The organism is Pseudoalteromonas sp. OANN1 (genome assembly GCF_024124685.1).
GTDB classification, from domain to species: domain Bacteria; phylum Pseudomonadota; class Gammaproteobacteria; order Enterobacterales; family Alteromonadaceae; genus Pseudoalteromonas; species Pseudoalteromonas piscicida.
This window is the reverse complement of the sequence record NZ_JAMXSE010000026.1, coordinates 66088-92068: the sequence shown is the minus strand read 5'-3', so window position 1 is coordinate 92068 and position 25981 is coordinate 66088. Positions and strand designations below refer to the sequence as shown.

Below are 25981 nucleotides of genomic sequence, written 5' to 3'. Positions count from 1 at the left end.
ACGTAAAAGCAGAAAGCATACTGAGATTACCCCCAGTATTGAACAAGCCAAGATAGAGCATTAAGCGGTGAGACCCACCCTTGAGAGCCTGTTAAACCGCAGGTGTATACAAATACCGCGTGGGAGATAAGGTACAAGGGCGCGAATACATCAAAGAGGCCGAGGTAGCACCTCATCAAGAGCCCGGATATAAGCACGCAATCACACCAATGATGCAAAAAATGGCTTGTACAATTGGAGGAGTCCATATAAGGCGGTTTATCCACCGAGGGTTTATGTGCTTCGACAAATACTCGTTGAAGAATTTATCCCTCTAACCTAAGCCCAAAGCCCGACATAAAAACAACAAGATCGCTGTGTCAAACAGCTCCTACCTAAAGATGAAACCGAGCAAAAAGCCGATACTGGCTTTTTGCTCTTCACATTTAGCACTGTTAAATAATTGTCTTACGGGTTCTTAGGCGATTAAAGTTAACGTAAACCTCTTTACCACAGTCTAATTTAACTGTGAAACCCGAATACTCCTCTTTGATTTCAATGAGTTTTTCATAATTCTCTTGGAAGTAGGTTTTCGTCGGGATGGATGCGTCTTTAAAGCTGATAAACGCGCCGTATGCCCCTTCAATGGTGGTGTCGCGGCTAACGTCAATCCAATCAAGCGCACGGTTTACATAGCGGTATACTGGATTTGCTTGACCGAGGCGTTTGCTGTCGTAACTGCCGTCGTATTTTAACTCGGTATTCCACCAAGTTTGGTATTGAATGGTGTACTGCGCTGTAGTATACGGGAAGGCAACACGGTCTTTAGCCTCTTCTCGGGTGTCTTCAGCATAAAACTTACCCGCTATCGCACCTAAAGTGACATAACTAAATAGTCCAAGTGGAGCATTTTGTGCAAACAGTAAAGGCGATGTGAGTGAACGCAATAGCGCCAACTTGCCTTGTTCGGTAAGGCCAGACTCACGCACTAGCTTTGAGGTGATCTTGTGTGGCGCTGGGGCATCAAAATCTGGTGTAAATGGTTCGCCATCAAGGCTTGCAGCTAGCGTTCCTTTTAATCCCACTTTTTTGAGATTAGCCAAGGAGTTTCGTGACCAGTCAGACATCAATGCTTCGCTATAATTCTGCTTGGTGTCCGTGCCCGTCACCTGCACTTTAGCAGTGGGAAAATACTGCTTAGCAAACTGAAGCAGCGCCTTTTCGGAGCCTTGCCAATAACCGTACATAGTGCTTGGGTGCGCTAACGTTTTTTCGTAACCAGATGATTTTTCACTCTCGCTAATATCTGGTATGGCGTTGATTTTTAGGTTAGTACCAACTAAGTTCTCGGTATCCTTTCCTGTATCGTTAATCGCATCTTCCCACTGGCTGAGCAGCTGCCAAGTTGCTAAGTCTGTAGAGCCAACTGCCTCATTATTCCAGTTAATTTCAAAGCGGTGGATTTCGTCAGGTAGCTCAAAAGCTTTGACTCTAAACTCTGTCACAATCCCATAACTTAACGCCCCACCTCCGCGCAGTGCCCATAAAATCTCCTTATTTTCGGTTTCAGAGACTTCAACTCTTGAGCCATCTTGCAAAATAACAGTCGCACCAACGAGTGACTCACAGCACATCCCTTTTGCTCGCGTCCACGGGCCCCAACCACCGCCTTGAATATACCCAGCTAACCCAACCGTGGCGCAAGTGCCGTGCGGAATAGTTAACGGCGGAATATCCTTGTAACCAGATTCAGCAAGCTTTGGTACTAATTGATAGAACCGATAGCCCGAGCCAATATGTGCGATATAGTCATCGCCTTCTTTCTCAATGGAGAAGTCTTTTAAACCGCTTAAATCCAGTAGCACCACATCAGTGCCGCTGCACTCCCCTTCGTGATCATGACCGCCAGAGCGCACTCGAATGGGTAAGTTATAGGCTATCGCTTCTTGATAGGCGCGCATCACATCATCGGTGTTATTACACATCACAATCACCGAGGGCGAAAACTGAAATCGTGTGTTAAATATAAGCGCTTTAGCTTGATATTCTCTAAAGCGCTCCATCGAAGTATCACCCGTTGGCAATAACGTAAGTAACTGCTTTTCGGAAAAACCATGTTTGCTTTCTAACGCGAGTATAAATCCTTGTGTCGCGCGCCAATAGCGGTCGATACGCTTTTGTGCTTCTTCTAACTGAGATTCAGGGATTGGTTTATTGGATTGTTTAGGCATTGTTGTTTCCTTGCGCTGTGCTATTTCCACATGGACAGTCGTCCACTTTGTTACCCGTAATGGCTTCGGCGAGATCTTGTATCGCCGGTGCGAGATCCTTTTTATCAATATTGACTTTAATGAGGTACGGCTTACATGGGTTTTCATGAAGCGCAGCAAAAACCTCATTTAGATCTGCGACGGTCTCTACATTCAAATATTCGACAAAATACGCATTCGCTAATGATTTATAGTCCCAACGATGCAGATCATCAAATGGTGCAAATGCCCCCGCAGGAGTAAACGCACAGATATCAACGAACGACTGCTCAATTGCATACACTTGGTTACTCATTACAAACACTGCAGTATTGAGTTTGTTATGACTAATGCTAGACAGTGTTTGGCACATCATCATAAACCCACCGTCGCCGGCAACCACAACACTACGTCGATTATCAGCCAAGGCTGTGCCAAGTGAGCAACCGGTTTCATGACCTAACGACCCCCAAGCTGCATCACTAATAAAGCGACTTTCTTCAATACCAGTTAAACGCGCCGCCATATAAAGCGAAGAGCTTTCACCTAAAATAAGGTTGAAGTCACGCACCTTTTGGCATTGGGCTAGCTGCTTTTGGTATGTGCAAAAGAAGTTTTCGTAGCTGATGGCATCGCAATCATGTACGGAACTATTCAAATAGGGATTTTCCGGCAACGAGCAATGCGCACGATGCTGCATCGGATAATGCTCAATATACACCGTTAAATCATCAATAAACTGTGCTAAATCGATACCGCTAAAGCGCTCGCAGTTACCAATTCTTGCTTCACCCATATTCACGCGGATCAATTCGTTACCTTGCGTTTTTAACATGGTCAGGTAATCGTCGGTGAATATCGCTCCCAACGCTAAAATGCAATCTCGTTTGCTAACAAAATCAAACGTTTCAGGCCATGATGCTTCACCCGCATAGGTGCCAACAAACAACTCCTTCCCAAGCCCTTGCGCCTCACTTAATACTGATTTGGCTAGCGTGGTCGTGGTATACGGAATATTGAGATTACAGAGCAAGCTCTCGACTTCCCTTTGTATGCCAAGCCGCGTGATCTCAATGCCTAATAATACCAATGGCTTCTCAGCCTCTTTGAGCCGGTTGATTACTTTATCGAGTAAACTTGCCATCATCGCAGGATTAGATGCAGGTTTTGGGATCACTAAATGGCCATCTGGTTTATCACAAGCTGCGCCCCACACGTTTTGCCATGCTTCTAGATAAATAGGCCGCTTTTCACTCATGGCAAGGCGTAACGCATTATCAATAATCTCAGGAGCAGAAGCAGGATCCGAAAGAATTTCACTGGCGACAGTGACGTTTTCAAACACCTTTTTATCAGCGCTATAGTCACCGGTAGAGTGATGAAATAACACGCCTGTTTCTTCAATATCTACACGGTTTTCAGCCGATGGGCTTGCCGATATAACGACAACAGGATTACGCTCGACATAAGCGCCTGCGATGGCGTTTAATACACTGAACGTGCCAACGCCATATTGCACCGACACCGCGCCAATTCCACGGTATCTTGAATATCCTTCCGCCGCGTAGCCTGCCCCTAGCTCGGTTACATCACCTATTGCGTCAATACCAGGAAAGTTATCAAGAGCAGTCATGAATTCTTGCACATAGTCACCTGGCACTTGAAACACCTTATCAAGGCCCAACTGCTTTAATCGCCACAGTAAATGGTCGGCAACCGTAAAATTAGCGGTACTCATGATTAATACCTCGATAAGCGAACTCTGTGACTTCGTCTAGCGTATCTGAACTGGCATTTGGCTGTTGCTCAGAATGTTGACATGAGCACCCACCTTTACGGCAATCTACTGGTAAGTAGTTGTGGTGTGACTCAAGCCACTGTTCATACTGGGCTTTGTCTTTGGATAACCAATTAGGCGTTGGTAAAGCAAAGAACTCAGCCAATGTTGATTCAGCCGTATTTAACGCCCCTTCAACCCAGCCTTGTTCATAGGAGTACGCTTCGCCAACAATATAGATTTCTTCACTCGCAACAGGGTGGCGCATTCTGCACATGATCTCATCGAGACGATAATTGGCTTTCCACTCATGCCAGCCACCGCCATAAGGATCATCTCCCCATTCTTGGTAGATTGCTGAATATGGCATTGGGAGTGCTTTTTGATTATGTAACGCTTGAATTTGGCGATGTGCCGCTTCCACCATCCCGGTGGTAATTTGATACTGGTTTTTAGGTACTATCTCATTTTCGGTATAGCCTTGTGCCCCATAGGCTGGCATATAGCCTTGGTAATGCTCGCCCTTTTCTAAACCTTTCCAGTAAGGGATAGTGCCAATATCATTGTAAGAAGCCATTAGCAGCGAGTTGGTATTAGGCTCACCATAGGTATGCTCTACTTTACATACCTGTTCGCCTTTTTCGTTGGTCTCGTATTCAAGGCATTCTTTTTGATCGCATTCCGTGCCCATGTAATAAGTTTGACGGATTGGTAAGTCAGTGACAGAGCGACCAGCAACAAGCCCCAAACTGCGCCACCAAGGTTGCTCGTAAGCCATAAACATCTTAATCGCTTTTTGGATAAGTACTGATGGAATGTTTTCTTTCAACCAAGGGTCGTCAAAGAACGGCGATTCAATCAGCTCAAGCGAGCGCCTTGGCATAGCCAAAATAAGCCGCTTCACTTTGATGCTATATGCTGGAGCATCTTTATCGACCACTTTTCCACCGCCATTCACTTGTGTTGGTTGAAAAGTGAGTTCATAACGATACTCGCCACAATCATGCAGCTCAATTTTTGCAAGTCGATGCAACATATTAACGCGCTTACAGCGATCCAGGCAGCCCGGTGCCGCTGCAAACTCTTCACATAGCTTCAGCGGTAACGCCTGAAAACCATCTTTGAGTGTTTTAAATACCGTATCATCACTATATTCAGTGGCAGGCAGCTGAGTAACCGCGCTGGCATTCGCCACATTAGCATCGTAGCCACCCGCTTCTTTCATAAAAAGATATGCTTCGTTACTCAACACATGCTCAAGCAAGTTCCAAAAGCCAAAGCGCCAGATTTCCTTGCCAAACACTTTGACTTTCATCTGCTCTGCAAGAGACATATCGGCAAATCCCGGGCAGATGAGGTTCATGACTTTAACTTGAAGATCTTCCGGTCCATAGCCTCGCTCTGTTTCTTCAAGCTTGTATGGGATTTTATCTGGACACTCGGCGAAATCACGATATCTAAAATATTGTCCGCGCAGGTAAAAGAGGTTGTTTTCACTGCCTGCTTCAGGAGAGCTTTCTGCATTTGAGGGGTATAACGGCAGCTTTGAGCCCATTGGGAAGTCTTTGGTTTGGAGTTTTAGCTCATCCACCAGCGTACTCACCATCACATGATCGTCAGGAATAAAGCGCATTCCACCAAGCTCAGCCACAACGTTGGGCAACCCCGGAAGCGTGCGACTGTACAAACGACCACCGATACGATCGCTATATTCAAATAAGCCTATGCGATGTGTATCACCAAGTTCTTGCTGAAGACGCCATGCACTATATACACCCGATACACCGCCACCCACAATGGCAATATCTAGTTCTTTATTCATTTTAATATGCTCCTTTAAGCTATTACTTTAAAAGCATATTTAAGGGTCGTGATTTTATCTATTACACCGAGTTACAAGAGATTACAGAGACATTACAGCAACTGCAAAAACCACTTTTCCCTAAACAAGCATAGATATGTAACCCAATGTTTTTAGCCAAAATGCTTAGCTAATCGCATTTATTTTGATTAACGCAAATGCCGTGCAAACGGCAATGACTCAACTCGGTGAAGAAATCTGCATAGTCCTACTGATTTCTTATTCCGCCTAAAAGATGTTTATTAATCAAACAAGTCACTTAGCATAATCTTGGTTTTCTTTTTCACCAATTGGCGCTGACTCGATTAAAACAATTGAAATGAAAGTTTCACAAAAAAACTTCTAAAAAACTCAATTTTTACGCAAACAAACATTGACCTTACCACCGTGGCAATCTTTACAGTTATTTAACTTGGCAGATTCATCCTTAAGGTGAAGTTGACTTTTTATTAACCTCACTTTGTTAGTAGGGCATGGAAATTAATTACTTCGTGCGTTACCGCTTTGGCACATGCTTGTCGGTAAACAAACTAATTAGGCCGTTACTCAAAGGTATTAAACACCTTTAACACAACTACAGATAGAGACTAACGAAATGAAATTAAAAGAAAAAATGGTTGGAAAAGTAGAGCAAAAGCTCCTAGAGATGATCCGTATGGATGTCGCTGAACACTACCCGACTGTCTCCGCCTTTTATCTAGAAGGTGGGCATTTTGATCCGCGTTATTCCGCTACCGAATTCTCAATAGATTCAATGGTAAAGGTGTTAAATGTCGCGAACAACGCGATTCTAGAGCACAAGAAAAAACTTAAAGTGGTGCTTGGCGTGTTGATAGACGATCTGGGCTTACAGTGCGGTAGTGAGTCTTGTGATATTTCTGCATCCCCAGCAATGACCACCGACAGCCAAGGACTTGCGCCATTACCTGACGAGCTAGAAGCCGTATTAAATGATTACAGCATTGTAAAACGCGACCGTTTAGTACTTCAAGGTGAGCGCAATTGTAAAAACCGCGGGATCCAATCTTTACGTAAAATCATCGCGCAAGATTTAGCAAGTTTCCCACAATTGTCACTCGCAACGAGCAACGGTGTAACTAAAATTCTATTCGAAAACAGTAAGGGAGTAGACATCGTTTTAGCTGAATCAAAAGATAAGGATATATGGACGGCAAAATGCCCGCTTATCATGGCGCAGCACTATAAAGATACATACCAAAAAGCACTGAAAATGAACCCTCAGGCAGGAGTATTCCACATTATGGACTTCTCTGAAATGGATGACTTTCACAAAGTCGTAAACGGTACTGAAGTAGCGTTAGGAATTTTCCTACAAGATGAAAGCCTTGGCGACAATATCGTTAAGATCTCCAATATCTTCTTGTCTGACTTTGATATGGAAGATTATTCCATTAACACCCAAACCAGCACCCTAGCCGAAACTTGCGAAGCGTAACGCACGCATTTATCCGCTTCAATTTGACTGTTGCCCCAATTTTATACGGAGATTTTTTATGTCACTCATTACAGCACTAGAGAGTAAGTCCACTACTGAAGCGTCGCTACGCTTTCCTATCTATTTAGATCATAACGCCACAACACCGTGCGACGAAGCTGTCTTACAAGCCATGTTACCTTACTTTTGTAACGACTTTGGTAATGCTGCAAGCATGTATGGTTTACATGGCTGGAACGCCCATAAAGCGGTCGAACAAGCGCGTGAAAAAATTGCAGATGCCCTTGGCGCACAACCTGAAAATTTTATCTTTACTTCTGGCGCGACTGAAAGCAACAACTTAGGGATCCGCGGCGTGTTTCGTGCTTGTAATCACAAAGGCAAGCACATTATTACTTCGTCGATTGAACACCCAGCAACGCTTGCAACACTTAGAGATCTAGAACAGGAAGGCGCTCGCGTTTCTTATCTTGAGCCGTTACCAGATGGCAGCTTTGATATCGACGCAATGAAGGCCGCAATCACGCCTGAAACGATTTTAATCACCGTGATGTACGCAAATAACGAAATCGGCACCATTAATCCAATCGACGACATTGCCGTTATTGCACAGCAACATGGCATTCTATTTATGTCTGACGCCACACAAGCGCTAGGCAAGGTCGATATCAATCTAACCACTTGCCCTATTGATATTTTAACTTGCTCGGCACACAAAATTTATGGCCCTAAAGGGGTTGGCGGCCTGTATTTAAGACATCAGCATGGCAGTAGAGTGGTTGATATTAGACCGCAGATCACCGGTGGTGGAAGCGAGCAAGGGCTACGCGGTGGCACGTTAAATGTACCTGGCATTGTTGGTTTTGCCAAGGCAGTGGAACTTGCACAGCGAGAACTAAGAAATGGCGCAATTGACAAAGTTGAACAGCTAAGGGACAAGTTAGAAGATGGTTTATTGGAGCTACAACAGGTGCAAGTCAATGGCATAAGCGAAGAAAGACTCCCGCATGTTTGTAACGTCTCTTTTCATGACACCGACGGTAAAAAAATGCTGAGCTTATTAAAGAAAAGCATTTCGGTCAGTACTGGCTCAGCTTGTTCGTCAAGCAACCTATCGCCAAGCCACGTATTAACCGCACTTGGGCTATCGGATGAACTGGCACAGGCAACCATACGCTTTAGTCTAGGCAGGCATACTACAGAAGCCGAAATTGACTTCGCACTCAACAAGGTTAGAGAAGTCGCGGCGCTAACTTTACTTCTCTAAATAATACTAAATTATTCCCAATCAAATACTTAAGGAGAAAAATATAACAATGGAAAACTTATCGAATTTAGCCAATGCACTTGATTACTCAGACATTATTCACCTTGAGTTTTACGTGCAGGAGCAGCTTGCAAAGGGGAAAGAAATTTGTGATTTGATCATTGGAGATTTTGACACGCAACAATTTCCGATGCCCAACTACCTTACCGCACAGATCCAGCAAGCTTACGAGAACAAGCATAACGATTATCCCCCGCTTGAGGGGGTGTTATCACTTCGCGATGAAGTAGCAAAACAAACTAAAAAGCGCTTTAACGTCAGCTACAACCCAGACACAGAGATGCTGATCTCTGGCGGTGCAAGACCTTTGCTGTATTCTGCAATGCTCGCTACAGTGAGCGCAGATGACAAGGTGATCTACCCTGTTCCTTCTTGGAATAACATGTTTTACACCACCATGTGTGGTGGCAAGCACGTGCCAATTGAAACCAGCGAAGCAAATCAGTTTTTACCTACAGCGGAACAGCTCCAAGCGCATATATCTGACGCGCGCCTTATCACCTTATGCTCACCGCAAAACCCTAACGGCTCCATGTTTTCAAAGCAACAGCTCAGTGAAATCTGCGACATGGTTGTCGCAGAAAACGCGCGCCGCAGAGCGATAAACGCCAAACCACTCTATGTTATCTACGACCAAGTGTACTGGATGCTGACAATGCAAGAGGTTGAGCATTATCATCCGGCGTCGCTTTGCCCAGATATCAAGCCTTACTTAATAGTGGTTGATGCCGGCACCAAAGCTTTTGCCGCAACAGGTATTCGAGTTGGGTGGGCGACAGGCCCACACGAAGTGATAGCAAAAATGCAGGTGATCCAAGAACATATAGGTGCAATGGCCCCGACGGCAGAGCAACTTGCCACTGCGGTGTTATTTCAAAATGAAGCCTACCTACAAAGTTATTTAGCCGGCTTTAAAGAAAAAATATTAGCCTCAATGGCGGTACTGCATCAGGGTGTTCAGGATATGAAAAGCGCAGGCATGGCAATCGATTCATTTATACCAAATGCCGGCATTTATATGACCTTGAAGATCGACGCCATCAATATGGAAACACCCGACGGAAACGTACTCGAAAATGCAGTTCAAGTTAGTCGTTATTTAATTGATAGCGCAGGGTTAGCACTTGTGCCATTCGCCAGCTTTGGCTGTCGCTCTAAAGCGTCACAGCTTTGGTATCGCGCTGCCGTTTGCACTATTTCACCGAGTGAAATTGAAGCGGCGCTGCCAAGATTACAAAGTGCACTGCTCGCACTTACCCAGTCAAGACTATTACTTGAGGCTTAGCGCTATTCTGGACAACAAAAAAGCCAGTCTTCTTTATTGAAGACTGGCTTTTTAACGTTTGCCTATTCTAACCTTCGGCTACTTTAGGCTATTTTGGCAAAGCCCATCTAAAATTGGACAGTTTGCATTTTCGTCACCACTACAGTTGTCCGACAGCTGTTTCAAGGTCTCACGCATTTGCTGAAGTTCATTGATTTTATGCTCAATCTCATTCAAATGATGCTGCGCTATCGATTTGACTTCACGGCTAGTACGGTCTGGGTTTTGTAACAAATCGAGTAAAGACTGGATCTGCGCAATAGGAAACCCCAGTTTTCGTGCTTGCTTTATCACACCTAGTAATTGTAATTGTTGCGAGTCGTACAGCCGGTAACCCGCTTCACTTCTTTTGCTGCACTTTAGTAGCCCGCTTGCCTCATAATGGCGGATCATTTTTGCAGAGAGTCCTGTACGCTGCGCGGCTTCACCGATTGTGATCAGTTTTTCCATGACGTTTACTCCTTTGGTTGCCAACGTTGCAATAACAACGCATTGCTAATGACTAGTAAACTACTGGCCGCCATCGCCGCACCTGCAAAAATAGGGTTAAGGTAACCCAGTGCTGCCAATGGAATGCCAATGACATTAAAGATAAATGCCCAAAATAGATTTTGCTTGATTTTGCGATAGGTTAATTTTGCCATCGCTAAAGCAGATGCCACTAAGCTTGGCTCGCCACGCATCAGCGTCATTGCCGACGCGCTTACCGCCACTTCCGTACCGGTTGCCATTGCGATACCCAGATCAGCCTGTGCCAGCGCTGGGGCGTCATTGATCCCGTCGCCGACCATTGCCACACAGTAACCTTGCTGTTGGGCATTAGCAATATACTCAGCTTTGTGCTCTGGCAGTACTTGCGCTTTATAATCGTCCAGCTCCAGCAATTTAGCATTGTACTGTGCACTACTTTGGCTGTCTCCGGTCAACATTGCAACTTTAATTCCTTGCTGCTTAAGCTGTTTGACCGCGGTATAGGCATGAGCTTTAAGCTCGTCAGTAAAGTAGAATAGCGCCAAAAACTCGCAACTCAGTTCACTATTTTGGCTCACTAACCAAGATAAAGAAGCGCCGGGTATTTCTTCTGGTAGCGCAGGCAAGGTTAAGCCTAACTCTTGCATCCAAAAACCGCTCCCCAAATAGACTGTTTTATCTTGGTATTGTGCTTTAACGCCTCTACCCACCACCACTTTAAAGTCGCTTACAGGAAGTAATGACAATTGCTTTTCTTGTGCCTTATTGACCACAGCCTTGGCAAGCGGGTGTTCGCTGTATTGCTGTAACGATGCCGCTAGCTGTAACACGTCGTCTTGATGATACGTAAAAGTGTGCATATTGCTAAGCTCAGGTTTGCCCACCGTAAGCGTGCCCGTTTTGTCAAAAATCACCATATCGATGGCAGTTGCTTGCTCCAATGCACCAGCATCCTTTACTAAGATCCCATAGCGCGCGGCAGTGCCTGTACCTGCCATAATCGCGGCAGGTGTAGCTAAACCAAGCGCACACGGGCAAGCAATAACAAGAACAGCCACCGCATTCAGAATACCTGTTGGCCAATCTCCTGTGCTGAGCCCCCATGCAAAAAATGTAATGAGCGCAATCACCAATACCGCTGGTACAAATACCGCACTCACTTTATCCACCAACGCTTGCACTGGTGCTTTCGCGCCTTGTGCTTGTTCAACCAAACGAATAATTTTGGCTAGGGTCGATTCTGCGCCAACACTCGTTGCATCCACTTCAAGCACGCCATCAAGATTCACCGAACCACCAGTAACTTTATCTGTTTGTGCTTTATAAACAGGCACGCTTTCACCGCTGATAAGCGCTTCATCTACCTGTGAGTGACCTTCAACTACAACGCCATCAACCGGTATACGCTCACCAGGTTTGATCAATAGTCGTTCGCCACTTTTTACTGCCCCAGCTGGGACTTCTTGCCAACTGTTATTACGCCAGACCATAGCCGTTGTTGGCCTTAAGCTTTCAAGCGCTCTAAGGGCGCTGGTTGTACGCCGCTTGGCTCTGTGTTCAAGGTACTTACCCAGCAGTACCAAACTCAACACGGCACTGCTGCTTTCGAAGTATAAATGCGGAGCGTCATGCTCACCGCTGAATGTCCACCATAAATACACTGAAAGGCCATACGCTGCACTGGTGCCGATAGCCACCAGCAAATCCATATTCCCCGTCCCTGCTTTTATCGCTCCCCATCCGGCACGATAAAAACGCGCTCCAAAATAAAACTGAACAGGTGTTGCCAGTGCCCATTGCATCCATGCCGGAAGCATCCAGTTTTGGTTAAACAGCATGGCAAACATGGGTAACACCATAGGTAGGGTGAGTGTCAGTGACGCCACTGCTGGGAACCAATCAGCGCGATAAAAGGGAGTTGCTGCCACTTGTTCGCTTGACTCATCCGAGCCTGCTTGTGGCTGCACCACGGTGTAACCGGCGTCGTTAAGCTGGGCTTCTATTTCAGCGAACGGTAATTCTGCCACTAAAGTTAAGGTGAGCTTTTCAGTCGCTAAATTGACCTCAGCTTTAATTACCTGCGGTAATGCTTGCGCCGCCTTTTCCACTCGGCTCACACAAGACGCACAAGTCATGCCTTTAACTTGATATTGCACTTCACTGGTATTGACCTTGTAGCCGGCATCTTTTACCGCACTCACCAACGCTGATACTTCCGCACTGCCCTCTACCGACACTGCTTCCATTGCTAAATTAACACTAGCACTGACAACGCCAGACACTTTCTCTAAGGCTTTCTCAACTCGGCCAACGCATGAGGCGCATGTCATGCCTGATACATTAAATTTTATTACCTTGTCCATTTCTATCTCCGCAAACGCGTTAATTCTCATTGTTGGACACTAACCCTTACCCTCATGGTAAGGTCAAACAAAATTGTTCATTCATCTAACAGAAGCTTATTGTTAAATATTAGTTGACCTTACCATCAAGGGAAGCTTCACAGTGCAAGCTCTTTAATCCACAAAGGAAATAATGATGTTAAGACTAAGAGTAGAAAAAATGGTCTGCGGTCACTGCGTAAAAGCAATCACAGAAGCAATGCAAGCGGCTGATAGCCAAGCGCAAGTGAATGTCCGCCTCGATGATAAAATCGTTGAAATTTCAAGCACCAAAGGAGAAGACGAGGTTATCGCTATTATTCGTAATGCAGGCTATAACGCAGAACTCATCAACGAAAGCTTTGCCTAACTCCCAGAACTTATCAATCCAAGTCGACCCAAACCACTTTGCATTAGTAAGGTGGTTTATCCACTCACTTCCACCTTTATTGCCACTCGCACTTGTTTTATACAGCTCACGTTAATAAACGCTCACAATAATTCACACTTTGACAAAGCGCAGACAATGCGGAACAATTACGCCGTTTGTATTAGGTGAAATCAATACAACTGCGACTAAAGGAATAATTTAAGGACAACACAATGAGCTTTATCGGCGCCGGTGCAGGCAACGAAGCCCAGAGCGTGCAATACAATGTCGACGCGCAAACTGCCAAATTACGAACCTCAGGTTCAGCTTCTTGGAGACACAACAATCCAGCCCTACTGCCATTAAATATTAGTGCAAAGCGAAATCAAGCGCTGGGACAAGCCTACCGTATTGCGATATTTCCCGACCGTGCTGCGGGAGAGCAAGCCTTTTTAGAAGAAATCGAAAGAGCCAAATACGGCGATTTTACCTTAGGCCAAATGGTCAATGCGTTTATTCCTGACTACATCATCGACCCACCACAGTGGGATGAACAAAACCAAACGGCTGTTCTACCGCATATTGAGCCAATAACGGGGATGGATGTGAGTCTGCCAATTAGCGACCCACAAGCATTCTTAGACTTGGTAACCCTTAAGCTGGGTTGGCAAGTAGGAACTGAGAGTGATGTTGCCAGAGATTTTGAAGCCGAAGCCAGACAAGCGTCTATCGTGTCAAACGCGAACGTTCTCATTAACGGTAGAACCGCTGTGCATAGCGGCAGCGGCGGTGTGTTATGCACAGTAGACGTTTGTTTGACTAAGATAGGCAAAGTGGTTGTGCCTATTCCTTATGGCAACATCGCCCGCTCATCAGACGCCGCAAGCGTTGCCAGCTCAGTAAAAATTCAAGGTAACGGTGCGGCCAATATCAAGTCTAACTTTTCAAAAAGTACGGGAGATCAACCTGGTAATAAAAAAGGTATCGCTAGCCGAACATTGGGTAAAAAAGCAGAGTTTCTGCAAGGCAGCTTTGATGTTTACATCGAGGGAAAACCGGCGGTTAGGCAGGGAGATTTAATGGTATCTAATAATAAAAACACGCCCCCCGCACCATTGAGCCAGCCCGGCGGTGCGACTCCTGCAGGCTTTGATGTAGTGCTTGGCGCTGAGCCATTAAACCAAGACGGTACGAATAAGATCAATATAAAAGTGTCGGGTAGTAGCAAACCTAGCGATGAAGAGGTGAAGATAGGATGAGCCACACTTTACCAACCAAAACCAATACTAACAGTAATTTTAGAGAACTTGTTTTTGAGGGCTATGCAAGCGACAAAGAAGTGGTCTCTTTGATGCTCAAAGACACCTCGGTTGATGGCACAAAAGAAGGCTATTATAAGGTCCCCCTTTACACTTCAAACACGGTAGACCAACAAAGCAGCGATGCCGACATTGAGCTGGTGCACATTTATCCATTTTTATACGACACGCCAGAACAGCAACTACAATCAGCCTCTCCAGTAACCAGCGGATTTATCTATATTTATGTCGATGGCTATTTATGGCGTGAGCTACAAGTTATCGAACCTGAAGACTTTGACGCTCCGGCGCTATTCTCAGATGTGAATTTGTATTGGCAAAAAGGTTTTTTAAGTTGGAAAAAGTCGGCCAGTAAGCCAAACTCACGACCGCAAGGCACGCGTGCAGCAACTTGTAAGCCAACCAGCAGCATTCTCGTCCCGCATAAACTAAATGGCAACGAAGTAAGCGTAGAAATCGCATGGTCTGAAGTACAGTGGTCATGGGAGCAAGTCTTGTTGTTTGGCGGGTTTAATGAGCAGGATCCGCGTTTAAATACCGGCACGCCACTCGCTGACGAAGAAAGACATTGCCCTGCCCCTGAAGGTGCAGCAGCGCTCAGAGCACAGCGCATGACTAAGCTGGATAACTTAGGGCAATTTGCCACAGGCTATAACGACCAAGGCAAAGTTGTTAACACCCCGACACTTCATCAAAAGCTGCACCTTCCCGAGCGCGATAAAATCGCCCAAGTGCCGATTTTTGACGGGATCCATGTGGCTCGATATTTCATGTCACAAATTCAAGATCTCACCACGGATATTCAGCACTTACTCAACAAGTTATCAGGGTTAGATAGTGCAACCGGTAAAATTGATCTGCAACAACAAGCTAAGTATGAGCTCGCCAGCTTTATGGCGCAGGTTTTTTACCACCAAGCCGATTCGATTTTAGATAAAGACATTGAAATTCAAAGCAGTGGAGAGAAGCTTGTAGAGTCAGATGAAGACGCAGTCGACTTTGCCAATAAATTAAAAGACTGGCGCACTTCTCATTTAGAGGAAGATAAATTCTTTAAGTTTTTGGAAGAAAAGACCTTCCAAAAACTTGCTCGCCGCATTGCAGAAATCTCTGACGAACTAGTCGAGTTCTTAAACCAAGAATCTCTTAGTGCAGGTTTTACTGAATGCTTCAAAGACTATGCCTACCAATCAGATCTGAGGTTCTTTGAAGCATACGACTTGGTCACCGATGTATTTCTCGCGTTAAAGCCTCACCCAGCCGCACCGCTTGCACACCTTAATACAGACAAAGAGTTTTGGCATGAGTTAAGTTCAGGCTATCAGGGGCAAGATTTTATCCTGCAATGTCTGGGTCAACACCCAACAAAACCAGCTAAGCAAATCACCCAATTTTTGTTTCCAAAGCCCACAGGCGACAAACTACATGACTACGAAAAGGCGGAATATGATCGCTTTGCATTGCCTTTAACTAGCGCCAAAATACAAAAGATCCATGATCAAGAAGCCGTCTTGCCACAAGAAGAGAGTGAGCAAATGGGGCGCCGCCTCTCCCAAGTGATTATGGGTTTAGCTGGCAGTTTATTCGAAATTCCAGAGGCCGCTTATAACCTCTCTACACATACGGGAACGCTTGGGGAACAAAAGGCCCAAACTCGTGAGGCAATGGATGCAACACAACATGAGATAGCGCAGTCAGAACAAGCCCTTATCAACGCTGAAAGAGAAAAAGCAAAAGCATTTAAAGAGTTACAAGAAAAGCGTGCTGAGTATGAGTATAAGAAGAGTGTGCTTGAAAACTTAACAGAGCAAGAACACGGAATGAGCAGAGCGCAGCTTGATCAACAATTAGAACTGGAACGTGCGCGTCTACGAGAGTTAGAGGCTAAATTTGCTAAAGCAAAAGTTGCAGTCAGTCGTTCTAGAAAACAGGTCAACTCTTTTGTGAAGGTAAACAATGCTTGGAAGAAGTATCCGTTTGCAAAGCTCATTGATGCAAAAGCGGACGTGTTGCAACCTTTGATGCGCTTGGTCGATATATCAGCACCTGGGTACTTAGTTGAAGTGGAAATGAGAGTGCAAGATTACCTCAACGGGAATTTTCCTGAAGGGTATATGCCACTTGATCCTCAGTCTCGAAAATTGGCTGCAGAAAAGCAAATTAAAGAACTCAACCAAATTATTCGCGGCAGTAATAAACGCAAAATAGACGTTGGATATAGAGGTTCTAAGCTCAAACTATCGTTAGAAGACGTACTAAATTTAAACAAACGACTTGAATTTCTAACCCAGTCTCTCAATCAAGCGGAAACCATCACAACGATAGAAAGCAAAAACAAAACCATTGCATATTTGATAAAAATTACTGGTGCTGATGTCTCAGCCAAGTCAGCAGAATCAACAGCCCAAGCAATTTATGATACGGCTGTAGAAGAGGCAAAACAGTATGCAACAGAGCTAGATAATCAACATGCAACACTTAAAAAGTTGTCTGATAGGCTCGCAAATTTACAAAAATGGCAAAATGCGGCCGTTACAGAATCTGTATCTGGGCAGTCATTAAAGGGGGGAATGGCGGGTATACTCGGTATTGTATATATCTTTGAAGTCGCTAACTTTAGACAAGCCTTTTTGAATTGGGATATTAGTGGAGATAGAAAACTCGTTGACTTCATGGGTAGTATTGCTGATCTAGCGGCGATTCATTTCTCTACTCTCTCAATGGTCACAGAGATGAAAGTTGGGTTACCTAGCCTGCGCCAATATCAAGAATTTCAACAGTACAAAATGGCGAAAGGAAATCTCAGCGCCGTTCGTAAGTTTGGTCCTGAGTTTGCAAAAAAAGCAAACATCATTACATGGACAGCTAGATTAAACCTCCTAGCATCTGCATATAGTGCTGGGTTGTCAGGCTTTGATGCCTATTACGCGTTTAAACGCGGTGACTCTGGTGGCGCTGCAGGCCTGAGTATTGCAACAGCAGGCTTTGTCGCGCTAGCAGTTGAAACGGCGCCAACCATACTTGCCACGATTACCAGAGGCGTTATTTTAAATCCCATGAGTAAACTGGGCTATGTAGGACTCATTCTGGTAGTACTTGGATACGGTATTTATTATCTATTACGCGATGAACCACTAGAAGCTTGGATTAAAGCTTGCCCGTGGGGCAGTGACGCATATGGTGGTGGCGAGCGTGATTGGTTTGGTGACAACCCCTATTACTGCTGGAAGACAAACCCCGAATATGCACTTCATAGTCTCTATGATCAGTTATTTTCTCCAAAAATATTTAGTGACGTATCTGTTGTACAATTACACACTCCCTCTCGGATATATGACAAGGTAACCTCCAAAGGCAAGTTCCAAGTTGCAAAGTTTAATGTGCAAATTCCAGGTCATATTCCAGAATCAGAGCTTGGTTACTTAGACATTCAGCTAGACATTCGCCCACTATTAGCTGGAAAACCTTGGAGCTCGTTAATTGCTGTTGCACCCACGGGACAAGCTCAAACCGCATTAGATTACTTTTGGCAAAATACCAATATCATCGTTAATCCTAGTTTAACGGGTTTAATTATTGAATTTGAAGAAAGTGCACTTTATCCCTATTTTGATAAATTCAATCATTCTAAAATTCAAATCAGAATGCGGTGTCGAAAATATCCTAAAGGCAAAGGAGCAACAATATACTCTGGTTCATCTCAAGAGTTAAGGTTACCTGCATCAGAAAGAGACGAAGAAGGAAATATAGAAAAGTCAGACCTTTGGGCTGAGCAAGTTATTAACGTCGAAATCGAAGATTATGGCATGAGCCCTGCGGGCGTGTTGCAGCGAATCCTAAATTAACGAAAGGCTACCCATGAGAGACAAGTTAAAATCTAATCAATCAGTTCTTGCTTTTATAGCAATTTTGGTAAAGAAAATTGTTGAAAAGGTGATGGAAACTGAGGGTAAAAAGGAGACACAAACGTTAGCTCCTCCGGCGCCTGTAGATAAGGTAGTGCATGATCGGCCGATAATAGAAACACCGCTGCTAAAAATAGAAGACTCGATACCACGAGACTTTAAAATTAGTAAAGGCATGCAAAAAGTGGCTGTAAATAGTAAAGCAGACTTTGTCTTGCAAGATAATAACGTGCTCTCATCGAACCAACGTATCGCATTAGGCGGAGCTGACTTTGCGCGAGCTGGGAAACTAGCGAATATCGTTTTTGCTTATATGGCCTCAATATTTGCGCTTGTTTGTCTCCCCGTATACTTGAAAGAGTCTGAGCCTCATATCCTTTACCTTATGATTGGGTTAGTGGCGTTTGCGAGCTTCGTTTTTTATAGAGTTCATAGAATTAAACACTATACTTCTGAAGTGCTAAGGGTCGACTTCTTCCGAAATACAGGCCTTGTCACTTTTCCCATTGGCAATAACGAAGGGAGCTTCTCGTTAACACTTGATGAAGTTGAACTGTATATTGTAAAGGTCTCCTCGGGTAAAGGTGTGATGCATAACTTGGCGTTTTTAGCCCCACAGCGATACCCAAAAACACTTAAGCGCCAAACGCTTTATTCCACCGATTGGGAGCCAAAGGACATGGATAGCAGCGTGCAGCTGTGGAGTGAAATCCACCGTTTTATGGATACCACTCAGCCCATACCAAGTTCGTTTTATAAGGGTTGGCAAGAAACGATAGAGAGCCCCTATCTTGACCACCAAGACCATATTCAAATATTAGGCGAAGATTTAGTAAAACAAGCCCCCTTTTATGACTTAAAAAATAACCGTCCGTTAGATAAAGTGTTTTGGTAATACTCGAATTAATCTCTATAACAAGGAGTTTTTGTGACAATAAAAAAGTTAATTAAGAAATGCGTTGAGCATATTCTAGATGAAGGAACGCCTACTCGTGCAATCACTGATGTGAGTGTGCAAAATCAACAACCCAAATATGGTCAAGCTTATCAACAACAGCCGCAACAAGTAATACGAAATGGTCAGCAAGTTACGATGACAAGATCTCAAGTTTCAACAAAGCGAGAGCCCAACCCAGTCGCTGAATTTTTGATTAAGGCCATTGTTATTTTGATAGGCATATTTGCAGTTGGTGCTTTATGTTTTGATGCATATTATTTAAATAAACGAGGCGACAATGCAGCAGTCGGCTTAATGATGGCGGCCGTAGGTGTGATGTATGGGTATCACTTTATTATGGCAAAGCTTAGCGATTACACTCAGCTTGTAAAGACATCCCGTTTTGTAGGATGGGGCTTAAATATAGCAGGTACGTTTTATAGCCTGTTTATCTTTGCTGATTTGCTGTCTGACTTTCGCGGGCACTCAGAGGATCAAGTAGCCCTTATCATGGCTTTCATCAATATCGTTTTTATAGGACTTTTGTTCTTTCTAATGCAAAAGATAAAGCAACCCACAAAGCAAATTGATTAAACTCCTTGAAGTAGTAAGCCACCGCTAAAATCGGTGGCTTACTACTATGAGCCCGTGCGCATTCAGGAAACCTGATTTACTGACTCTTTTGCATTAACTTTAAATAGTTGTTGTAAATATGGCTTACTTGCATCGTTGATTTACCTGCACTTATACCATGGCAGCTGAAACAGTTAGCTGGTTTAATTTGTGGCTCGCTGCCAGTGACATCGCTGAAAGTTTGGGTATAAGTTTCCATAGTAATATTGGCAACCGCCAATGAGCCGCGTAACGCCTCGTTGGCTCCCTTACCCACGATATTGCCACTAATGCCATTTGCAAAATCGTAATCTTGCGTGCTCAGCCAGATTGATCCGGCGTAAAAGTAGTTACTCCAAACTGGATTCCTTTGTTCCAGTTTTACATTCACTAAGCTATTTAGTTCAGTAATATTATTGAAGTTAGTTTCATCTTGAGCTTGTTGTGTCTGACTCCCCACCAGCTCAGGGTTATTACCCGCTATATATGGATTGCCGTTTGGCACGCCGTACTGATATAAACGAAACGTGTTGGTCGTAGTTTCAGAAGCTGGATACGTTAAATGTGCATTTTGCACTTCAGTTCCGCCCCGATAAAATAGCAGATCATGGCTATTACTCACTACTTTATCTTGCTGTAAGTAAGCCGTGCTTTTCTTAAACTTTCCCTCAGAGCTGTAGTAATCTGGTGCACTCAATTTATGCTCGAACGTCGCCCAAATAAACTCTGGGTGATTTTCAACCACACCGACAACATGCATGCCAACGAGCGCTACTTCTCCCGTACCGCTATATTTATTGTCTTTTTGGTAAACCGCTTTACGAATATAAAAATGCTCAGCTAAATCAAGCTTTGGATAGACTTGCTGCAGCGCTTTGACATCCATCCAAGCAACCTTTAACTCAACCGACCCCACAGCAAATTCAGCTTTGCTATCTGCTTTAGGGTGGGAGGTTGCTGACTTCATATAAGTGTCGTTAACGTGGATCGAATAATGTACGGGCGTCCCACCAAACTTGCTGTAAATAACGCCATCTGATCCAGCTTGATTTATATCTTCAAGGATCAACACATTTGCGGGGCGAAGTCCGGTTGGATTTAATAAATCATTCCAAGGGGCAAAATAAGGTTTTAGCGCATTATCAACCTGCCAAAACCCAGAACCAAACATCAACAAGCCACCAGGAGCACGCTTGTCAGGCTGCGTTAAATAAAGAAACTTATTCCACGACCACTGATGAAAATCGCAGTTTGTCGAGAGATCTTTACCGTCTTTAAATGCAAACGGACTATTTGCACCTTCAGGAGGGTTTGGCACAGGGCTGCCAAACCAATCGTTATTCGGTTTACAAGAAGTATCGTTCGAGTAAGCAAGCGCACTTGGCGCAGCCAGTGTACTTGTAGCAAGCAATAATGACATTCCAAGTAGTTGGAGTTTAGTGCGTGTAATTGATGACGGTAGCATGATGCTTTCCTTAAGATGTAAAACTCCTGTTAAATCTAGTTCATCAAAACGGAAGTCATCAATTACACAGCATTACATTTAATCTGTATTTCACCCTTTTTAAATGCTTAAAACCGCATGTTTATCGCCTGCTGATCCGTTACTTACTGCGGTGAGCGAAGCTAAAGCTTTGCTCTGGCACCAGCTGACCGCTTAAATCGTTTGGCGTTGAGTAAAACGACACATTGAGCATGTCTTTTTGGTTGTCTAATTCGATATGCGCAAAGCCCCAAGTAAAAGCTTTATTCCAGACTAGGTCGTACTCTGGATAACGCTTTTCTTGATAGTTAGCAAGCGGTGTATGCGTACCGCGCATTTTTGATGCGGCGCCACTGATAATAAGTGGTAACTTAGGCTTTGTGTTTCCGGGAAGTACACGCGAGCAGTCGTCCGTTAACAGTTCCAGATCATGCTCATGGCCTGCAATATATGCATCTGCGTACTCACATAGTTCGGGTAAGATTAAGCGGCGTAATACATGTGCTTCGTCATATTTAGTGCCACCAATCGACCAAAGTACATGGTGTCCATATACAATTTTCCATTTTGCGGTTGAGTTTTTAAGCCCGTATGCAAGCCAAGCCAATTGCCTGTGATCTTCCCCATTGACAGGTTGCTCGTGCTTCTCAATGTCTTCTACTTCAGCTTGTCCGCTTGCCAGTGCACTCGCCAATCCCTGCTCGCTACCGTCCGGTTTTAGTGGAATTTCGTAATAATGCTGACCTGAGAGTAGCATATTGGTATCAAGTACAAAAAACTCGACATTATTGCCTGTCTCACCAAAGGTGTAGCTGTAATAACCTTTGCCATCCATGTGAAAATTAGCTTGCTTAGCCATCCATTCGGTCTGTAATTTCACGCCGCGACGAGACGTCTTCCAATCGTGGTTGCCTAATGCTGAGTACACAACCAACTCTGGGTTTTGAATAAGTAGTGGCTTTAGCGGCCCTAAAATCAAGTCATCCATACGCTTTTGGTCATCTTTGCCATCGTTAGCCGCCGCACCATCAGGATAGATATTATCACCAAGCTGAATAGCAAAGTCGCATGGCTTTTTCTCACACAAAGAGGCCATTGCCTGTCCAACCACCAACGCACCGGTTTCCTCCGTTGCGGTTTCGGTTCCCGGATAAATATAGATAGGCGCATGATTAAACTCTTCGAGCGGGCGATGTTCTTCTAACCAATCCGCCTTTTCAGCAGCAATAAATTCAGCCTTATTTTTAGGCGATTTAATGTGCTTTGTTTTTGGATAATCTGGGTGATAGCCGCCATCACCAAAAGCCAGAAAGTTAATATTTTCTGCGGCCTGCGCTGCGCCACTAAGCGCGAATAGTAATGCTATTGATGTTATTTTCATTGTTACCACTGCATCCTCCTGCATATAAATAAGGTGGGTGTCCTGCCAATACCCCGCTGCCAATACCCTGAATAAGGTGGGTGTCCTTTTAATACATCCTATACCTAAGACTCTAGCTCGATATGATGAGTGTCCTTTTAATACACCTTTTAAATAAATATAAGAAATGCTTTTACTAGGACACCCACCTTTACTGATCTCTTAGAAGGACGTTACCGTTACTCCAAGCTCAAATGAACGACCATAGGTTTCGTATTGGTAGTTGTAACGAGTGTCGCCTTGATAAATACTCATCGGCTCGTCGGTTAAATTAATCGCGTTGAAGTAAAGCTGAGTTTGCTCGGTATAAAAGTACTTCATGCTGAAATCGAGTTGCAGATGGTCGTCTTGGAAAACGCGCTGCTTGTTCTCTTCAAACAAAAAGCTTTTGCTCTTGTACGACGCACTTAACCTTGCGCTTATTTGGCTATTTTCATAACCAAACATCAGGTTGCCCACGGTGTCGGATTGATTTGGTAGATTGTCATCAGCGTCAATAAATGTACCATTAGCTGAGAGCATCAAACCGTTTTGAAAGTTCTTCGTGTACGCAAGCTCCACCCCTGTAAGTTCAGCGGCGCCGCCATTAACGCTTTGAATAACTTCTTTATAGCCTTGCCACTGACCGTTATCTTGCACCTCAGCTTTGGCAATAAAATTATCGATGTTTTTGTGAAAAACGCCTGCAGATAACACGCCTATCGCACCGGGGTAATATTCTACGGAAAAGTCATAGTTTGTTGACTTGTATGGGTCTAAGTCTGGGTTTCCGACTTCGGCTTTACGCTCAATTTCAATTTCGCCATCGTCTTCTGTGGTCTCTGTTTCTATGATTTGAAATGCTGCTGCATCTTCGAAGCTTGGACGCGCAAGAGTTTGTGTATAGGCAAAACGGGTGATCAGCTTGTCGCTGATTTCATAGCGTAATGTTAAATTTGGTAATAAATGGTCGTAGCTATCTTCAACTTGCCATTGGTTGATCTCGACGCGCTCAACGTCATTCACTTCATCATTAATGAGTTCAACGCGATTACCACTCGTTGCATAATCTGTGTCTTCGTATCTAAAGCCTGCAATAACATTGAGTTTATCAATGTCGACCGTCAGCATGGCGTAGAGCGCGGTGACGGTTTCTTCACTGGTGTATGAGCGGCCTTGTGTTTCAATGTCAGTTTCAAGCTGGTTTAGCTCAAGGGCACTGCGATTACTGTAGAAGTAGTCGCGGATCTGGCCGCGACTTAAACCCGGACCAAAGGCCCCAAGCTCATACTTAGGCTCATTGGCGGCAAAGTCTTTCGCCGTTAGGTCATCAAAGCCGCCGTCATATAGTTTGGCGTCAACGCGGTTAAACTTTTCACGGTCAGCATATTTACCACCAAATTTAATTTGCGCATTGTGACCAAGTAAAGTGAAGTCTTTAGTTAAGTCCAGTCTAAAGCTGGTATTTTCATCTTCACTTAGGTTGTTCTCCCATACAATTTCATCGATTTCAAAATTGCTAAGCTGCTGGGAAGCTTCATCCGCTGCAAGCGTAGGTGTCTTACCATCCAGTACATACCCTAACGCAAAATCTTCTCCAGCAAATGAGGTATCCAAGCGATTTGGCTCGCTTTCATCTGATTTCGAGTAGCCAATACTGTATTCAATAAACCAATCCTGCACTAAGTTTTCGCCGCCTAAAACCACAGATAAAATGCTTTGCTCTTCATATCTGTCTTTGGTATCTCTATCCATTTCTGCACCTGAGAAATAGGCCGCATTTTGGCTTAGCTCATCGGCAAATACATCGCCTTTGTCAAACTTGTACTCATTGCGTTGACGAAATTCATCGTCAGAAAACTTGCTGTAGAGCGTGCGTAAGTAGTATTTGTTAAACCCTTTGTGATGCACATCAAGATTCAGTGCCGCTCCTAAACGCTCTCGCGTAATACGATAGTGGCGCTGCTCCATTTCCTCAGCACCAAAGAAGCTCACTTCTTCTCCTGAGTTCACATCGTCCATTTCTAGTTCCATCCAGCCGCCGTCGGTTTCCATATTATGAGAACCAAACTCACGCTCAAACCAAGATACCGCCGTTGCAACCCCAACTTCCATCTCTTTGCCTGCGGTATAAATATCGGTGAAACTAAACGACGCTTTTGGGCTGGTCTCGCTCACCTGTTCATTGTGTGACGCTTGTAGAGTTACACTGTAGCTCTGCCCTTCTCGGTCAAAAGCACTGAGGCTTTTTACTTCGATGCTACCGCCCACAGCTGATGCGTCCATATCCGGTGTGACCGTTTTGCTCACCTCTAGGCTTTGCACCAATTCACTTGGGATGACATCCATCGCCACCGAGCGCACGCCCGCTTCAGGAGAAGGCACGTTGGCACCATTGATGGTCACGTTGTTGAGATTTGGGTCGATCCCACGAATTGCCACAAACCGGCCTTCACCTTGATCTCGTTGAATAGAAAGTCCAGGTAGACGTTGCAGTGCTTCTGCTGCGTTTTGATCCGGCAACTGACCGATGGAATCCGCGCTGACGATCGACTTAAGTGACAGAGCATTTTTTTGTCGGTTTAGTGCACCTGCTTGTCCGGCTCTTTGCCCTACAACAATAATATCGTCCATTTGGCCCGATTGAGAACCAAGCTGTACTTGAACATCGGTGACTTGATTATCAGTAATTGTGATGCTTTTAGTCACTGTTTCAGCGCCAAGATAACTTATCTCAAGCGTATAATTACCCGCCGGGAGATTAGTTGCCGTAAAGCGGCCATCTCGCTCAGAGATAAGGGTTCTGTCTAATTCTTTGATCACCACTTTTGCTCCTTGAAAGTGGCTCTTTTGCGATGCGGAACTAACTTGCCCTGTTAGGGTGTTAGCATTTGCAGCTGAGCTTAACGTCAGTCCAGCGCAGATCATCGCAACGGCAGAAAGCGTAAAGCGTGTCGGTAGATTTTTTTTCATTATTTGCTCGCACAGGTTGAGTAGGATTTTAGCGCCCCGCTAAAACGTCGCGACTACCCTAGTGCGAAAACGTGACGCTTTTATTTCACTTGAGTGCGCTGCAGCCTTTAACAGGGCATTTATGCCAGCCGAACTCGTGAATTTGAGCCGATATGACC

16 protein-coding genes are annotated in these 25981 nt (G+C 44.6%); 8 read left to right on the top strand and 8 right to left on the bottom strand.

Translation table 11 applies throughout. The annotated features are described in order from the left end of the window. Positions 1-434: 434 nt before the first annotated feature. The 3 genes from NH462_RS19035 to NH462_RS19025 are packed head-to-tail and all read right to left on the bottom strand — an operon-like array spanning position 435 to position 5827. Positions 435-2210, bottom strand: a complete 1776-nt coding sequence (locus NH462_RS19035; protein ID WP_253107261.1) for an FAD-dependent oxidoreductase — start codon at positions 2208-2210, stop codon at positions 435-437. Next, a complete protein-coding gene (locus tag NH462_RS19030; RefSeq protein WP_253107260.1) occupies positions 2203-3966 on the bottom strand; it encodes a thiamine pyrophosphate-binding protein in 1764 nt (587 codons plus the stop codon). The genes NH462_RS19035 and NH462_RS19030 overlap by 8 nt, the downstream gene beginning before the upstream one ends. After that, positions 3953-5827: an FAD-dependent oxidoreductase gene (locus NH462_RS19025; protein WP_253107259.1), complete on the bottom strand. Its 1875-nt coding sequence runs from the start codon at positions 5825-5827 to the stop codon at positions 3953-3955. Before NH462_RS19025 ends, NH462_RS19030 begins: the two co-directional genes overlap by 14 nt. A gap of 634 nt (positions 5828-6461) precedes the next feature. Between NH462_RS19025 and NH462_RS19020 the strand changes: the two genes are divergently transcribed. The 3 genes from NH462_RS19020 to NH462_RS19010 are packed head-to-tail and all read left to right on the top strand — an operon-like array spanning position 6462 to position 9934. Next, the gene (locus NH462_RS19020; protein ID WP_253107256.1) at positions 6462-7322 is read left to right on the top strand and encodes a hypothetical protein; all 861 of its coding nucleotides are present in this window, start codon (positions 6462-6464) and stop codon (positions 7320-7322) included. Positions 7323-7380: 58 nt separating this feature from the next. Then, positions 7381-8589, top strand: coding sequence for a cysteine desulfurase family protein (locus NH462_RS19015; protein ID WP_253107254.1), 1209 nt, complete (start codon positions 7381-7383; stop codon positions 8587-8589). Positions 8590-8638: 49 nt separating this feature from the next. Beyond that, on the top strand, positions 8639-9934 hold the full coding sequence (locus tag NH462_RS19010; protein ID WP_253107252.1) for a pyridoxal phosphate-dependent aminotransferase: 1296 nt from the start codon (positions 8639-8641) through the stop codon (positions 9932-9934). A gap of 78 nt (positions 9935-10012) precedes the next feature. Here the strand turns inward: NH462_RS19010 and cueR are convergent, their stop codons facing one another. Beyond that, the gene (cueR, locus tag NH462_RS19005) at positions 10013-10423 is read right to left on the bottom strand and encodes a Cu(I)-responsive transcriptional regulator (protein ID WP_010369762.1); all 411 of its coding nucleotides are present in this window, start codon (positions 10421-10423) and stop codon (positions 10013-10015) included. Between the two features lie 5 nt (positions 10424-10428). Beyond that, the gene (locus tag NH462_RS19000) at positions 10429-12807 is read right to left on the bottom strand and encodes a heavy metal translocating P-type ATPase (protein ID WP_253107244.1); all 2379 of its coding nucleotides are present in this window, start codon (positions 12805-12807) and stop codon (positions 10429-10431) included. 172 nt (positions 12808-12979) lie between these two features. Here NH462_RS19000 and NH462_RS18995 point away from each other — a divergent pair, with 172 nt between their 5' ends. The 5 genes from NH462_RS18995 to NH462_RS18975 all read left to right on the top strand — a co-directional run bounded on the left by NH462_RS18995 (position 12980) and on the right by NH462_RS18975 (position 19950). Next, a complete protein-coding gene (locus NH462_RS18995; protein WP_233525271.1) occupies positions 12980-13195 on the top strand; it encodes a heavy-metal-associated domain-containing protein in 216 nt (71 codons plus the stop codon). A gap of 233 nt (positions 13196-13428) precedes the next feature. Further along, on the top strand, positions 13429-14454 hold the full coding sequence (locus tag NH462_RS18990; protein ID WP_253107242.1) for a DUF4150 domain-containing protein: 1026 nt from the start codon (positions 13429-13431) through the stop codon (positions 14452-14454). Continuing rightward, complete coding sequence (locus tag NH462_RS18985; protein WP_253107240.1) at positions 14451-18359, top strand: hypothetical protein; 3909 nt, start codon at positions 14451-14453, stop codon at positions 18357-18359. The genes NH462_RS18990 and NH462_RS18985 overlap by 4 nt, the downstream gene beginning before the upstream one ends. 13 nt (positions 18360-18372) lie before the next feature. Next, the gene (locus tag NH462_RS18980; protein ID WP_253107238.1) at positions 18373-19314 is read left to right on the top strand and encodes a hypothetical protein; all 942 of its coding nucleotides are present in this window, start codon (positions 18373-18375) and stop codon (positions 19312-19314) included. Between the two features lie 33 nt (positions 19315-19347). Beyond that, positions 19348-19950: a hypothetical protein gene (locus NH462_RS18975; RefSeq protein WP_253107236.1), complete on the top strand. Its 603-nt coding sequence runs from the start codon at positions 19348-19350 to the stop codon at positions 19948-19950. Between the two features lie 76 nt (positions 19951-20026). On the opposite strand, the gene NH462_RS18970 is transcribed toward NH462_RS18975, so the two are convergent. The 3 genes from NH462_RS18970 to NH462_RS18960 all read right to left on the bottom strand — a co-directional run bounded on the left by NH462_RS18970 (position 20027) and on the right by NH462_RS18960 (position 25823). Next, positions 20027-21433 carry a hypothetical protein gene (locus NH462_RS18970; RefSeq protein WP_253107234.1) on the bottom strand — a complete coding sequence of 469 codons (1407 nt, stop codon included), beginning with the start codon at positions 21431-21433 and terminating at the stop codon, positions 20027-20029. Positions 21434-21572: 139 nt separating this feature from the next. After that, positions 21573-22832, bottom strand: a complete 1260-nt coding sequence (locus NH462_RS18965; RefSeq protein ID WP_253107233.1) for a metallophosphoesterase — start codon at positions 22830-22832, stop codon at positions 21573-21575. 201 nt (positions 22833-23033) lie between these two features. Continuing rightward, complete coding sequence (locus NH462_RS18960) at positions 23034-25823, bottom strand: TonB-dependent receptor (RefSeq protein ID WP_253107232.1); 2790 nt, start codon at positions 25821-25823, stop codon at positions 23034-23036. Positions 25824-25981: the final 158 nt, after the last annotated feature.